This window comes from Escherichia sp. TC-EC600-tetX4 (assembly GCF_019356055.1).
Classification (GTDB): Bacteria; Pseudomonadota; Gammaproteobacteria; order Enterobacterales; family Enterobacteriaceae.
The window spans coordinates 1024461-1038355 of sequence record NZ_CP079924.1; the positions used below are offsets into that span (position 1 = coordinate 1024461).

14 protein-coding genes are annotated in these 13895 nt (G+C 53.7%); 6 read left to right on the forward strand and 8 right to left on the reverse strand.

Going from position 1 to position 13895, the window contains the following annotated elements; all coding sequences use genetic code 11:
* Positions 1–73 precede the first annotated feature (73 nt).
* Positions 74–841 carry a DNA-binding transcriptional repressor YgbI gene (ygbI, locus tag KXD89_RS04900; protein ID WP_001300386.1) on the forward strand — a complete coding sequence of 256 codons (768 nt, stop codon included), beginning with the start codon at positions 74–76 and terminating at the stop codon, positions 839–841.
* A gap of 50 nt (positions 842–891) precedes the next feature.
* Here ygbI and pphB read toward each other — a convergent pair whose 3' ends face one another.
* Both pphB and mutS read right to left on the reverse strand, forming a co-directional pair.
* Positions 892–1548 carry a protein-serine/threonine phosphatase gene (gene pphB, locus KXD89_RS04905; protein WP_001141337.1) on the reverse strand — a complete coding sequence of 219 codons (657 nt, stop codon included), beginning with the start codon at positions 1546–1548 and terminating at the stop codon, positions 892–894.
* Between the two features lie 105 nt (positions 1549–1653).
* The gene (gene mutS / locus KXD89_RS04910; protein ID WP_001272928.1) at positions 1654–4215 is read right to left on the reverse strand and encodes a DNA mismatch repair protein MutS; all 2562 of its coding nucleotides are present in this window, start codon (positions 4213–4215) and stop codon (positions 1654–1656) included.
* A 75-nt stretch (positions 4216–4290) separates the two neighbouring features.
* Here mutS and KXD89_RS04915 point away from each other — a divergent pair, with 75 nt between their 5' ends.
* Together KXD89_RS04915 and KXD89_RS04920 are read left to right on the forward strand one after the other, a co-directional pair.
* Entirely contained in the window at positions 4291–4425 is a 135-nt protein-coding gene (locus tag KXD89_RS04915) for a hypothetical protein (RefSeq protein ID WP_000611932.1), read from the forward strand.
* A gap of 76 nt (positions 4426–4501) precedes the next feature.
* Positions 4502–4855 (forward strand): nitrous oxide-stimulated promoter family protein, encoded by a 354-nt coding sequence (locus KXD89_RS04920; protein WP_000015497.1) that lies wholly within the window; start codon positions 4502–4504, stop codon positions 4853–4855.
* Between the two features lie 36 nt (positions 4856–4891).
* Here the strand turns inward: KXD89_RS04920 and flhA are convergent, their stop codons facing one another.
* The 6 genes from flhA to hypA all read right to left on the reverse strand — a co-directional run bounded on the left by flhA (position 4892) and on the right by hypA (position 10661).
* On the reverse strand, positions 4892–6970 hold the full coding sequence (flhA, locus tag KXD89_RS04925) for a formate hydrogenlyase transcriptional activator FlhA (protein ID WP_001301332.1): 2079 nt from the start codon (positions 6968–6970) through the stop codon (positions 4892–4894).
* 73 nt (positions 6971–7043) lie between these two features.
* Positions 7044–8054, reverse strand: a complete 1011-nt coding sequence (hypE, locus tag KXD89_RS04930; protein ID WP_001059922.1) for a hydrogenase maturation carbamoyl dehydratase HypE — start codon at positions 8052–8054, stop codon at positions 7044–7046.
* Positions 8051–9172 (reverse strand): hydrogenase formation protein HypD, encoded by a 1122-nt coding sequence (hypD, locus tag KXD89_RS04935; protein WP_001212985.1) that lies wholly within the window; start codon positions 9170–9172, stop codon positions 8051–8053. Before hypD ends, hypE begins: the two co-directional genes overlap by 4 nt.
* Complete coding sequence (gene hypC / locus KXD89_RS04940; RefSeq protein ID WP_000334881.1) at positions 9172–9444, reverse strand: hydrogenase 3 maturation protein HypC; 273 nt, start codon at positions 9442–9444, stop codon at positions 9172–9174. The genes hypD and hypC overlap by 1 nt, the downstream gene beginning before the upstream one ends.
* Positions 9435–10307, reverse strand: coding sequence for a hydrogenase nickel incorporation protein HypB (gene hypB / locus KXD89_RS04945; RefSeq protein ID WP_000337665.1), 873 nt, complete (start codon positions 10305–10307; stop codon positions 9435–9437). The genes hypC and hypB overlap by 10 nt, the downstream gene beginning before the upstream one ends.
* 3 nt (positions 10308–10310) lie before the next feature.
* Positions 10311–10661 carry a hydrogenase maturation nickel metallochaperone HypA gene (gene hypA / locus KXD89_RS04950; RefSeq protein WP_001299100.1) on the reverse strand — a complete coding sequence of 117 codons (351 nt, stop codon included), beginning with the start codon at positions 10659–10661 and terminating at the stop codon, positions 10311–10313.
* 211 nt (positions 10662–10872) lie between these two features.
* Between hypA and hycA the strand changes: the two genes are divergently transcribed.
* The 3 genes from hycA (at position 10873) to hycC (ending at position 13893) form a co-directional block, all read left to right on the forward strand.
* Positions 10873–11334, forward strand: a complete 462-nt coding sequence (gene hycA / locus KXD89_RS04955) for a formate hydrogenlyase regulator HycA (RefSeq protein WP_000158056.1) — start codon at positions 10873–10875, stop codon at positions 11332–11334.
* A 124-nt stretch (positions 11335–11458) separates the two neighbouring features.
* Positions 11459–12070, forward strand: coding sequence for a formate hydrogenlyase subunit HycB (hycB, locus tag KXD89_RS04960; protein ID WP_001079186.1), 612 nt, complete (start codon positions 11459–11461; stop codon positions 12068–12070).
* Positions 12067–13893 (forward strand): formate hydrogenlyase subunit 3, encoded by a 1827-nt coding sequence (gene hycC, locus KXD89_RS04965; protein ID WP_001274396.1) that lies wholly within the window; start codon positions 12067–12069, stop codon positions 13891–13893. The genes hycB and hycC overlap by 4 nt, the downstream gene beginning before the upstream one ends.
* Positions 13894–13895 lie beyond the last annotated feature (2 nt).

The following is a 13895-nucleotide window of genomic DNA, read 5'->3' on the forward strand; positions in this document are numbered from 1 at the left end:
GCGTTAGTTGCGCCGCGCACGTTTCGCAGGCAAATAGCGTAGAATGTCAGCAGGACAAAGGAAGGAGCAAAAGTTGATACCCGTAGAGCGTCGCCAAATCATCCTTGAGATGGTAGCTGAAAAAGGCATTGTCAGTATTGCTGAACTAACGGACAGAATGAATGTGTCACATATGACCATTCGTCGGGATTTACAAAAACTGGAGCAGCAGGGAGCCGTTGTGCTGGTGTCCGGAGGCGTCCAGTCTCCGGGACGCGTGGCGCATGAACCTTCTCATCAGGTAAAAACTGCGCTGGCAATGACGCAAAAAGCGGCTATTGGCAAGCTGGCGGCAAGTCTTGTTCAGCCGGGAAGTTGTATCTATCTGGATGCGGGAACGACCACGTTAGCGATAGCACAGCATCTGATTCACATGGAGTCACTGACTGTGGTCACAAACGATTTCGTTATTGCGGACTACTTGCTCGACAACAGTAATTGCACAATTATTCACACTGGCGGTGCAGTGTGTCGGGAAAACCGTTCCTGTGTCGGGGAAGCCGCTGCGACCATGCTGCGCAGCCTGATGATTGATCAGGCTTTTATTTCTGCATCGTCATGGAGTGTGCGGGGGATTTCTACGCCAGCGGAAGATAAAGTCACGGTGAAACGGGCGATTGCCAGTGCCAGCCGCCAGCGAGTTTTGGTCTGTGATGCGACGAAATATGGTCAGGTGGCGACATGGCTGGCGTTACCATTAAGCGAGTTTGATCAGATTATTACAGACGACGGTTTGCCGGAGAGTGCCAGTCGCGCGCTGGTGAAGCAGGATCTCTCTTTGCTGGTAGCGAAAAATGAATAATGGCCTGCAATAACACCGGGTTACTCATGCTTCACAGAAGAAGCATGAGACTACTTTATTTTATAAAATGACAGCCGCCCGCTGTTCGGCGATCCGGTATCAATATAAATCTGGTTAGCGAACGTCTGAATGTTATCAAACATCATATGTCCAAATATAAAATAATCAGCGCCGTTTATTTGTTGTAACTCGCCATTAAGCGATTTCTGCACACGATCAACAGGCCAGAGTAATTCGCTCTCCGCTATTTCTTTACCAAAGAGATATTCACTCCCCGGATAATCTGCATGTGCGATGGCATATTTTATGTTGTCGTTAGTGATTTCAATAATATGTGGAAGGTGATGGAATTTCAGCAACAGATCTATTGCCTCTTGTTGCTCTGAATCATTTAAATCGAAAAACCAGTCACCACCGCTGGCAAGCCACATATTGCCATCGCCAGTTTCGAATGCCTCAAGCGCCATCGCTTCGTGGTTGCCTTTAACCGACGTAAACCAGGGTTGGTTTAGCAGGCGCAGGACGTCAAGACTCTCCGGTCCACGATCAATATTATCGCCGACAGAAATAAGTAAGTCGATTTTGGGGAAAAAAGAGAGTTGATGTAAGCGGGATTGTAATAACTGATATTCACCATGAATATCACCAACGACCCATATATGGCGATAGTGATGGGCATTGATTTTTTGATAGCGTGTAGATGGCATGGTTTTACCCTGTAAAATAAGCTTTCCTATTATACAGGGTGTTTTTATTTTATTCGTCAGTTGTCGTTAATATTCCCGATAGCAAAAGACTATCGGGAATTGTTATTACACCAGGCTCTTCAAGCGATAAATCCACTCCAGCGCCTGACGCGGGGTGAGTGAATCCGGATCAAGATTTTCCAGAGCTTCGACCGCAGGCGAAGTTTCTTCTGGTACTGACAGCAAAGACATTTGCGTACCATCCACTTGCGTAGCGGCGGCGTTCGGCGAAATGCTTTCCAGCTCACGCAGCTTTTGCCGTGCGCGCTTAATAACCTCTTTTGGCACGCCTGCCAGAGCTGCAACCGCCAGGCCGTAGCTTTTGCTCGCCGCGCCATCCTGCACGCTGTGCATAAAGGCAATGGTGTCGCCGTGCTCCAGTGCATCGAGATGCACGTTAGCGACGCCTTCCATTTTCTCCGGTAACTGGGTCAGCTCGAAATAGTGGGTAGCAAATAACGTCAATGCCTTAATCTTATTCGCCAGATTTTCCGCGCACGCCCACGCCAGCGACAGACCATCGTAGGTGGACGTTCCACGCCCGATCTCATCCATTAACACCAGACTGTATTCGGTGGCGTTATGTAAAATATTGGCGGTTTCAGTCATCTCCACCATAAAGGTTGAGCGCCCGGACGCCAGGTCATCTGCCGCGCCTACGCGGGTAAAGATGCGATCGATAGGTCCAATCTCGACTTTTTGTGCCGGTACATAGCTGCCGATGTAGGCCATCAGCGCAATCAGTGCGGTCTGGCGCATATAGGTACTTTTACCGCCCATGTTCGGACCGGTGATGATCAACATGCGGCGCTGCGGCGACAGATTCAGCGGGTTGGCGATAAATGGCTCATTCAGTACTTGTTCAACTACCGGATGGCGACCTTCGGTAATGCGAATGCCCGGTTTATCAATGAAGGTCGGGCAGGTGTAGTTCAGGGTATAGGCCCGTTCCGCCAGGTTAACCAGCACGTCGAGTTCCGCCAGCGCGCTCGCGCTCTGTTGCAACGCTTCCAGATGCGGCAACAGCAGGTCGAACAGCTCTTCATAAAGCTGTTTTTCCAGTGCCAGTGCTTTGCCTTTTGAGGTGAGAACTTTATCTTCGTACTCTTTTAGCTCTGGAATGATGTAGCGCTCGGCGTTTTTCAGCGTCTGGCGACGCATGTAGTTGATGGGTGCCAGATGGCTTTGCCCACGGCTGATTTGAATGTAGTAGCCGTGCACCGCATTAAAGCCAACTTTCAGCGTGTCCAGGCCGGTACGTTCACGCTCGCGGACTTCCAGACGCTCCAGATAATCGGTCGCGCCGTCAGCCAGCGCGCGCCACTCATCCAGCTCTTCGTTATAGCCCGATGCGATAACACCACCGTCGCGTACCAGCACCGGCGGTGTGTCGATGATTGCTCGCTCCAGCAGATCGCGCAGCTCGGCAAACTCGCCCATCTTCTCACGTAGCGCCTGTACCGGTGCACTATCGACAGTTTCTAACTGCGCACGCAGCTCCGGCAGTTGCTGGAAAGCGTGGCGCATACGGGCCAGATCGCGTGGGCGAGCAGTTCGTAAAGCCAGACGTGCCAGAATACGTTCCAGGTCGCCGACCTGACGCAGTACCGGCTGTAGCCCGGCGGTGAAATCCTGCAATGCGCCAATAGTTTGCTGGCGCTCAAGCAACACGCGGGTATCGCGCACTGGCATATGCAGCCAGCGTTTCAGCATACGGCTGCCCATCGGCGTGACGGTGCAGTCGAGCACAGAAGCCAGCGTATTTTCCGCACCACCCGCCAGGTTCTGGGTGATTTCCAGATTACGACGCGTCGCGGCATCCATAATGATGCTGTCCTGCTCACGTTCCATGGTGATGGAACGAATATGCGGCAGAGTCGTACGTTGGGTATCTTTCGCATACTGCAACAGACAACCGGCAGCACAAAGTCCGCGCGGCGCGTTCTCGACGCCAAAACCGACCAGATCGCGGGTCCCAAATTGCAGATTCAACTGCTGGCGCGCGGTGTCGATTTCAAACTCCCACAGCGGGCGACGGCGCAGGCCGCGACGGCCTTCAATTAACGACATTTCAGCAAAATCTTCTGCATACAGCAGTTCCGCAGGATTAGTGCGTTGCAGTTCTGCCGCCATCGTTTCGCGGTCAGCCGGTTCGCTCAGGCGAAAACGCCCGGAACTGATATCCAGCGTCGCGTAGCCGAAACCTTTGCTGTCCTGCCAGATAGCCGCCAGCAGGTTGTCCTGACGCTCCTGCAACAGGGCTTCATCGCTGATGGTGCCTGGCGTAACGATACGCACAACTTTGCGCTCAACCGGACCTTTGCTGGTCGCCGGATCGCCAATTTGTTCGCAGATGGCAACGGACTCTCCCTGATTCACCAGTTTGGCGAGATAGTTTTCCACCGCATGGTAGGGAATCCCCGCCATCGGGATCGGCTCTCCCGCCGAAGCACCGCGTTTGGTCAGTGAAATATCCAGCAGTTGCGACGCGCGTTTTGCGTCGTCATAAAACAGTTCATAAAAATCACCCATCCGGTAAAACAGCAGGATCTCGGGATGCTGGGCTTTCAGCCTGAGATACTGCTGCATCATGGGCGTATGGGCGTCGAAATTTTCTATTGCACTCATGGGGTTATGTCCGGTTCCCTGATATTAAATGGGGTGTGATGGTTTTTATTTTCGTTGTAATCACATAAGGCGCACATGATACCGGAGTTAATCATTTCAGGGGAAGAAGCGAACGGCGAGTTCTTGATGCTGGTTCCGGGAAAGATGCTGTTTTGCAGCTTTTGCGTGATGCTTATGAAGCAAGTACGCAAAATTGTATCGGTTGGCTAACCCTTCTTCTTTGGAGTCATAGTGCCCTTTAAGATTAAGATGTAATATAAATACATCTTAATGAGGTGGAGGCAGCATGTCCGGCAAGCGTATCTCTCGTGAAAAACTGACGATTAAAAAAATGATCGATCTTTATCAAGCGAAATGCCCGCAGGCGTCAGCGGAGCCGGAGCATTACGAGGCGTTGTTTGTTTACGCGCAAAAGCGGCTGGATAAATGTGTGTTCGGCGAAGAGAAACCAGCCTGTAAGCAGTGTCCGGTGCACTGTTACCAGCCTGCAAAGCGTGAAGAGATGAAACAGATTATGCGTTGGGCCGGGCCGAGAATGCTGTGGCGTCATCCGATCTTAACCGTGCGTCATCTCATCGATGACAAGCGTCCGGTGCCAGAACTGCCGGAAAAATATCGTCCGAAAAAACCTCATGAATAGTATGCCGGACAGGCAGATCTGTCCGGCAATTTGCAGTTAAATCAATGCCGATTTATCAATTCCCAGCCGCTTCATCCGTGACAGCAGGGTCGTGCGTTTCAGCCCCAGACGTTGCGCAGCGCCTTTAGGCCCGGCAACCACGCCGTTGGTTTCTTTCAGCACGCGCACAATCAACTGATATTCATCTTCGCCCTCCAGGGCGACAACCGTTGCGGCAGGCGGCGTTTCAGGTTCCGGTAAAACAATATCTGGCAATGACAGCTGCAGCACGTTACCGCGTGTTAGCAATACCGCGCGCTCAATGACGTTTTCCAGTTCGCGTACGTTACCCGGCCACTCCATGTTGCTCAAGGTGCGCAGCGTCTCGGCAGGAATGCTGTCGATATTGCGCCCCAGACGACGGGCAATTTTGAAGGTAAAGGCTTTCGCCAGCAGCGGAATATCTTCCGGACGCTCGCGTAGTGGCGGCAGGTGAATCGGGAATACGTTCAGGCGGTAATAGAGATCGCTACGGAACTCACGGTCGGCGACCATTTTTTTCAGATCGCGGTTAGTCGCGGCGATTAGACGCACGTCCGTCTGAATGATTTTGTTGCTGCCGAGACGTTCAAACTCCTGTTCCTGCAATACACGCAGCAACTTCGGCTGTAACTCCAGTGGCATATCGCCCACTTCGTCGAGGAACAGGGAGCTTTTATCCGCCAGTTCAAAACGACCGATACGCTGGGCGCTGGCACCGGTAAAAGCCCCACGCTCATGACCAAACAGATCGCTTTCCAGCAATCCGGCAGGCATCGCCGCGCAGTTCATTTTGACCATGCGGCGATTATTACGCCCACTGAGATTATGGATCGCACGGGCAATCAGCTCTTTACCCGTGCCAGTTTCACCGAGGATCAGCACGGTACTGTCACTTTGCGCCACCATTTCAACTTGTTTAAGCACGCTGTACATGGCTTCGCTGCGGCCAATAATCTCGCCAAATTCACTATCAACATTGTTGAGCTGCTCGGTCAGGGCGAGGTTTTCATCAACCAGCCGTTCTTTCAGACGATGGATTTCCTGATAGGCGAGGGCGTTATCGACAGCGATTGCCACACGTTCGGCAATCTGGCGCAGTAAATTCAGATTGGTAGTGGTAAACACTTTCTCTTCGCATTGCGCCAGTTTCAGCACGCCCAGCATGGTGTCGCCAGACATCAGCGGTAACAGGCACAAGGTTTGAATCTGGTTGCCCCAGGTGTCGAACAACATGCGTTCATAGGGGGCTAAATCGTCCCGCTCGTGGAGATTGATCAGCAGCATCTCTTTACTTTTGAACACGCGTTCGGTGAGGGTTCCGGCTTCATCGACTTCGCTCTGTTCGTGGGCGGGATGCTGTTTATCAAGATAGTGAGTGGAGTAGATGTTGAGTTTGTTTTTACGGTGGCTGCGTAAGACGATACTGATATCGTCAATGTCGAAATAGTAATGGATTTCTTTGGCGACTTCGCTGACCAGTTCGTCCATATCCAGGCGGGAAAGCACCGCGTTGGTGATGGCGACCAGGATGCGGAAGTTATCGCGTTCCCGGCATAACAACTCATAGTCGACATTGTTAACGACGCGGCTCTGGATTTGTTCGGTGACGACAGAAACGATCTGCGTAAATGTTTGCAGACGATTGAACTCTTTTTCGCTCCAGGGGCGATCGTCATAACGAATAAATTCACAGCCACCAAAAATATGCCCTTCCGCCGCCAGTGGCATCAGGCAATAGTGACCAAATTTTGGGTATAGCCCACCTGCGTCCAGCTGCGGCCAGGTTTCACAAAATTCTTCGTAACTGCAATGCAGCGTATCAGGGCGCGACAAAATGCTGCGTACCGGACCGTGTGCCAGAACAGTTTCGTCTTCATATTTAATGGGGGTGTCTTTTTCACGCGACGCGTAATAAGACGCACGTTGAGTCTGCGCTTGCCACAACACAATAGCCGCGTTGTCGGCGAGCGCAGAACGCTTTACCAGTTGCGAAAGAGCCTCACACAGCGAGGCCAGATCGGGCTGCTGCAATAGTGTCCGAGTGATGTCGAACAACCCTTGTTGTCCGAGATCACTCATCGGTGTATATGACATTTTGTTCTTCCAGGAAAGCACCGCAAAGCGGTGCAAAAGGTCATTGACTAACTATAGGAGATTTAGAATTTTATTAGCATATACGCGGAAGCGGTTCGGCGTGTGGTAAATCGAGGGTTCGTTTCACGCCATACAGACCGGCAAGACGAACACCTTTACGTTCCACCACTTCACCAATCAGCGCCGCGTCTTTCCCCAGTGGATGGGAATGTAACGCTGCCAGCACTTGCTCTGCCGCGTTGCGTTCAACAGCTATTACTAGTTTGCCTTCGTTGGCAAAGTTCAGGGCGTCCAGTCCCAGCAATTCGCAAACGCCACGCACGGCAGGTTTAACAGGCAGTGCCGCTTCTGAAAGTTCAATACCACAACCGCAGGCTGCCGCGAACTCATGAACCACCGCGTTTACACCACCACGGGTGGCATCACGCAGCGCTTTCACGCCGGGAATGTCACGCAGCGTCTGAATAAGCGGCGTCAGCACCGCGCAGTCGCTGACCAGTTCGCCATCCAGCCCCAGCTGCTCACGCAGGTTAAGGATAGTCGCCCCGTGGTCGCCGAGTGTACCGCTCACCAGCAATACATCGCCTGCGGTTAGCGTCTGTGCGCCCCAGTGAATATTCGCCGGAATTGCGCCCATGCCAGCGGTGTTGATAAACAGTTTATCTACCGCGCCGCGCTGCACCACTTTAGTATCGCCAGTAACGATGGCAATGCCTGCCGCGCGGGCGGTTTCTGCCATGCTGGTCACTACGGCTTTCAGTGTCTCCATCGGCAATCCTTCTTCGAGGATAAAGCCACAGGAGAGATAGCGCGGAATAGCGCCACTGACCGCAACGTCATTGGCTGTGCCGCAAATCGCCAGCTTGCCGATATTACCGCCAGGGAAGAACAGCGGGTCAATAACGTAACTGTCGGTGGAGAACGCCAGACGGTCGCCTTCCGCTACCAGCTGCGCCAGATCAAGACGTGCCTGATCTTCCTGCTCTGCCAGCCACGGGTTGGCAAAGGCTTCCATAAACAGGCTGTTGATTAATTGCTGCATCGCCTGGCCGCCGCTACCGTGGGCGAGTTGGATATTATTCACGCTTCACTCTCCTGCTGACGATACTGATACCACGCGGCGCACGCTCCTTCGGAGGAAACCATCAGCGCACCAAACGCGGTTTGAGGATTACAGGTGTTACCAAACAGCGGGCATTGATGCGGCTTACATTTGCCCGTTAATACCTCACCACAACGCGCGCGCGGGTCATCGCAGACCTGCTGCGGTGCCGGGCGGAAATGTGCTTCGGCATCGAATCGTTGATAATCCGGCGTCAGGTGCACGCCAGAAGATTCAATCACGCCTAAGCCGCGCCATTCGCTGTCGCCGTTGACACAGAACACATCGGCAATCGCCTGTTGCGCCAGCAGGTTACCGGCATCCGGTACCACTCGACGATACTGATTCTCTACCTTGCTGTGGGCCGCTATTTTCTGCTGCACCAGCATGACCACGCCTTGTAGTAGATCAAGGGGTTCGAATCCAGCAACCACCAGCGGACGATGAAAATCGCTGGCGATAAAATTATAGGCGTCGGTGCCGATAACCATACTGACGTGACCCGGCGCGAGGAACGCATCGATACCGTTATCCGGCTGTTCCAGCAAACTGCGCAACGTCGGGATAAGCGTAATGTGCTGGCAGAAGAAGTAAAAATTCTGCACATCACGCGCTTTCGCCTGTTGCAGAGTGATAGCGGTGGTCGGCATAGTGGTTTCAAAACCTAAGCCGAAGAACACCACTTTGCGGGTTGGATTCTCCTGCGCCAGTTTCAACGCATCCATCGGCGAGTAAACGATGCGCACATCGGCACCGCGTGCTTTTGCCTGCAACAGCGATCCCTGTTTCCCCGGCACGCGCATGGCGTCGCCAAAGGTACAGAAGATGACTTCCGGATGGCTGGCAATCTCCACGCAGGTGTCGATTCTACCCATCGGCAGTACGCACACCGGGCACCCCGGACCGTGGATAAACTCAACGTTTTCCGGCAGTAACTGGTCGAGGCCGAATTTAAAGATAGCGTGGGTATGACCGCCACACACTTCCATAATCCGCAGAGGGCGTTCGGCGGTGTAAGAGAGATGTGAAGCACGTTCGCGCAGATGCTCAATTAACTGCATCACCTGTTCCGGCGCGCGATATTCATCAACAAAACGCATTATTTTTCCTCGCCATACAACAGCGCGCCGACATCCGGCTCAACGTCAAACATGTTTTGTAAGGCGTCGAGAGTGTCGCGTGCTTCGGCTTCATTAATTACGCTCATGGCAAAGCCAACGTGTACCAGTACCCACTGGCCCACGCGCGGCTGACCGTTTTCATCGCAGCTGCCGACTAACGTTAAATCGACATCGCGCTGAATGCCGCAGACGTCGACTTTCGCCTGGTTGCCGTCAATGGTGCGGATCTGGCCGGGAACGCCTATGCACATCGCTGTGTCTCCAGCCAGTTCAGCCACTGGTCCATCCCTTCGCCGCTGGTGGCGGAAATAAGGATGATTTCAATTTCTGGATTGACTTCGCGGGCGCAGGCGATGCACTTTTCAACGTCAAAGTTGAGATACGGCAACAGGTCAACTTTGTTGAGCAGCATCAGCGAGGCGGCGGCAAACATATGCGGATATTTCAGTGGTTTGTCTTCACCTTCGGTAACGGAAAGCACCGCCACTTTGTGTTTTTCACCGAGATCGAAGCTGGCCGGGCATACGAGGTTGCCAACGTTTTCGATAAACAGAATACCGTTATCGTCCAGTGGCAGACGCGGTGCGGCGTCGGCAATCATCTGTGCGTCAAGATGGCAGCCTTTACCGGTGTTCACCTGAATCGCTGGTGTGCCGGTAGCGCGAATGCGTGCGGCATCGTTCACGGTTTGCTGGTCGCCTTCAATAACTGCGCACGGAACGCTGTCTTTCAGGCGCATTAGGGTTTCCGTCAGCAGGGTGGTTTTACCGGAACCAGGGCTGGAAACCAGGTTGAGCACCAGTTGCTTGCGGGCAGCAAAGCGCGCGCGGTTGCGTTCAGCCAGACGGTTATTTTTGTCCAGCACGTCAATTTCGACTTCCAGCATCCGACGCTGGCTCATGCCCGGTGCGTGAGTGCCCGCTTCGCCATGACCGTAATGCAGGTCGCCTTCTTCAGTCTGGCTGGGGGTAAATTCAGGCGCTTTAATGCCGGTGATTTTCATCTTCGGGCGTGCCGCCGGGGCAAATGGCGCGCTACGAAACGCGGAATGAGGGTTATGTTCATCACCCTCGATATACAGGTTGCCTTCACCGCAACCGCATGTTGTACACATCGCTCACTCCTGGTCTATTTCTATCCGCCGAATCTGTAAACCGTCGTCTGCCACAATCTGCAGCATGTCACCATGACACTGTGGACAGCGGCGGACGCGCTGGGTCAGTAGCGTCACATACTGTTGGCATGTTTCACACCAGCATTCGGCCTCTTGTTCTTCGAGGTGCAGTTTACAACCTTCCGCCACGCTGCCGCGGCAAACCAGATCAAAACAAAAGGCAAGAGAGCTGGTTTCGACACAAGAAAATGCGCCAATTTTGAGCCAGACCCCAGTTACGCGTTTTGCGCCGTGTTTTGCGGCCTGCTGTTCGATCAATTCCAGTGCCCGTTGGCAGAGGGTTATTTCGTGCATATCGCCTCCCATTAACTATTGCCAGCTACAAGCAATAATTGTGCCAGTGTTGATTATCCCTGCGGTGAATAATGTCGATGATGTCGAAATGACACGTCGACACGGCGACGAAATTCATCTTTAGCTTAAAAATCTCTTTAATAACAATAAATTAAAAGTTGGCACAAAAAATGCTTAAAGCTGGCATCTCTGTTAAACGGGTAACCTGACAATGACTATTTGGGAAATAAGCGAGAAAGCCGATTACATCGCACAGCGGCATCGTCGCCTACAGGACCAGTGGCACATCTACTGCAATTCGCTGGTTCAGGGGATCACGTTATCGAAAGCGCGCCTGCATCACGCCATGAGCTGCGCGCCGGACAAAGAACTCTGTTTCGTCCTTTTTGAACATTTTCGCATTTACGTCACCCTGGCGGATGGCTTTAACAGCCACACCATCGAGTATTACGTCGAAACAAAAGATGGCGAAGACAAACAGCGGATTGCGCAGGCGCAACTGAGCATTGACGGCATGATTGATGGCAAGGTCAACATCCGCGATCGCGAACAGGTTCTGGAACACTATCTCGAAAAAATCGCTGGCGTTTACGACAGCTTATACACCGCTATTGAAAACAATGTGCCGGTGAATTTAAGCCAACTGGTAAAGGGACAAAGCCCGGCAGCATGAGCTGAGGCTTTGCCCGTTTTGCAGGCGTTACGCCTGTTTGGGGATGGGCGTGTCGATGAGTGTCGAAAATGACATTTCATCGGCATGTTTTCGTCAAAAATGACAATCACCTGAGGAATGCCTGGTGAATCGTTTTGTAATTGCTGACTCCACGCTCTGTATCGGCTGCCACACTTGTGAGGCCGCCTGTTCAGAGACGCATCGCCAGCACGGCCTGCAATCAATGCCGCGCCTGAGAGTGATGCTGAATGAAAAAGAATCTGCGCCGCAGCTCTGTCACCACTGTGAAGATGCACCCTGCGCGGTGGTCTGCCCGGTTAACGCCATCACCCGCGTCGATGGGGCCGTGCAGTTGAATGAAAGCCTGTGCGTAAGCTGCAAGCTGTGCGGCATCGCCTGCCCGTTTGGCGCAATTGAATTTTCCGGCAGCCGTCCGCTGGATATTCCGGCAAACGCCAATACCCCGAAAGCGCCACCGGCACCGCCTGCTCCGGCGCGTGTCAGCACATTGCTTGACTGGGTGCCAGGTATTCGCGCGATCGCCGTCAAATGTGACCTTTGTAGCTTTGATGAACAAGGTCCGGCCTGCGTGCGGATGTGCCCGACTAAAGCCCTGCATCTGGTGGATAACACCGATATCGCCCGCGTCAGCAAACGTAAGCGTGAGCTGACCTTTAACACGGACTTTGGCGATCTCACCTTGTTTCAGCAGGCTCAAAGTGGAGAGGCTAAATGAGCGCAATTTCCCTGATCAATAGCGGCGTGGCGTGGTTTGTCGCCGCCGCTGTTCTGGCATTTCTCTTTTCTTTTCAAAAAGCGTTAAGTGGCTGGATAGCTGGAATTGGCGGCGCGGTTGGTAGTCTGTATACGGCAGCCGCGGGCTTCACTGTACTGACTGGCGCGGTTGGCGTGAGCGGTGCGCTGTCGCTGGTAAGCTACGATGTGCAAATCTCTCCGCTTAACGCGATTTGGCTGATTACGCTCGGTCTGTGCGGTCTGTTTGTCAGCCTCTACAACATTGACTGGCATCGCCACGCGCAGGTGAAGTGCAACGGCTTGCAGATCAATATGTTGATGGCTGCCGCCGTCTGCGCCGTCATTGCCAGCAACCTCGGCATGTTCGTGGTAATGGCCGAAATCATGGCCCTGTGCGCGGTGTTCCTCACCAGCAACAGCAAAGAGGGCAAACTGTGGTTTGCGCTGGGGCGTCTTGGCACTCTGCTGCTGGCGATTGCTTGCTGGCTGCTGTGGCAGCGTTACGGCACGCTGGATCTGCGCCTGCTGGATATGCGTATGCAACAGCTGCCGCTCGGTTCCGATATCTGGCTGCTCGGAGTGATTGGCTTTGGCCTGCTGGCCGGGATTATTCCGCTGCACGGCTGGGTGCCGCAGGCACATGCGAACGCCTCTGCGCCAGCTGCCGCGTTGTTTTCTACGGTAGTCATGAAAATTGGCCTGCTGGGCATTTTAACCCTGTCACTGCTGGGCGGTAATGCACCGCTGTGGTGGGGGATCGCGCTGCTGGTGCTCGGCATGATCACCGCGTTTGTCGGTGGTCTGTATGCGCTGGTGGAGCACAACATCCAGCGCCTGCTGGCTTACCACACCCTGGAAAATATCGGCATCATCCTGCTGGGGCTGGGCGCTGGCGTAACGGGTATCGCGCTCGAACAACCGGCGCTGATTGCTCTTGGCCTGGTCGGTGGTCTGTACCATCTGCTTAACCATAGCCTGTTCAAAAGCGTACTGTTCCTCGGGGCGGGGAGCGTCTGGTTCCGTACCGGTCATCGCGATATCGAAAAACTCGGTGGTATTGGCAAGAAAATGCCGGTTATCTCCATCGCCATGTTAGTCGGGCTGATGGCAATGGCTGCGCTGCCGCCGCTGAATGGTTTTGCCGGGGAATGGGTTATCTATCAATCATTTTTCAAACTGAGCAATAGTGGCGCGTTTGTTGCCCGTCTGCTGGGGCCGCTGCTCGCTGTGGGGCTGGCAATTACCGGTGCGCTGGCGGTGATGTGTATGGCGAAAGTCTATGGCGTCACGTTCCTCGGCGCGCCGCGCACCAAAGAAGCCGAAAACGCCACCTGTGCGCCGCTCCTGATGAGCGTAAGCGTAGTGGCACTGGCGATTTGCTGCGTAATTGGCGGTGTTGCTGCGCCGTGGCTACTGCCGATGCTCTCTGCTGCTGTACCTCTGCCGCTGGAGCCTGCTAACACCACCGTTTCTCAACCGATGATCACGTTGCTGCTGATTGCCTGCCCGCTGCTGCCATTCATCATTATGGCGATTTGCAAAGGCGATCGTTTGCCATCGCGTTCCCGCGGTGCGGCCTGGGTGTGCGGTTACGACCACGAAAAATCAATGGTGATTACCGCTCACGGTTTTGCCATGCCGGTGAAACAGGCGTTTGCGCCGGTGCTGAAACTACGCAAATGGCTGAATCCGGTGTCTCTGGTGCCGGGCTGGCAGTGCGAGGGGAGTGCGTTGCTGTTCCGCCGGATGGCGCTGGTTGAACTGGCGGTACTGGTGGTGATTATTGTTTCACGAGGAGCCTGAGA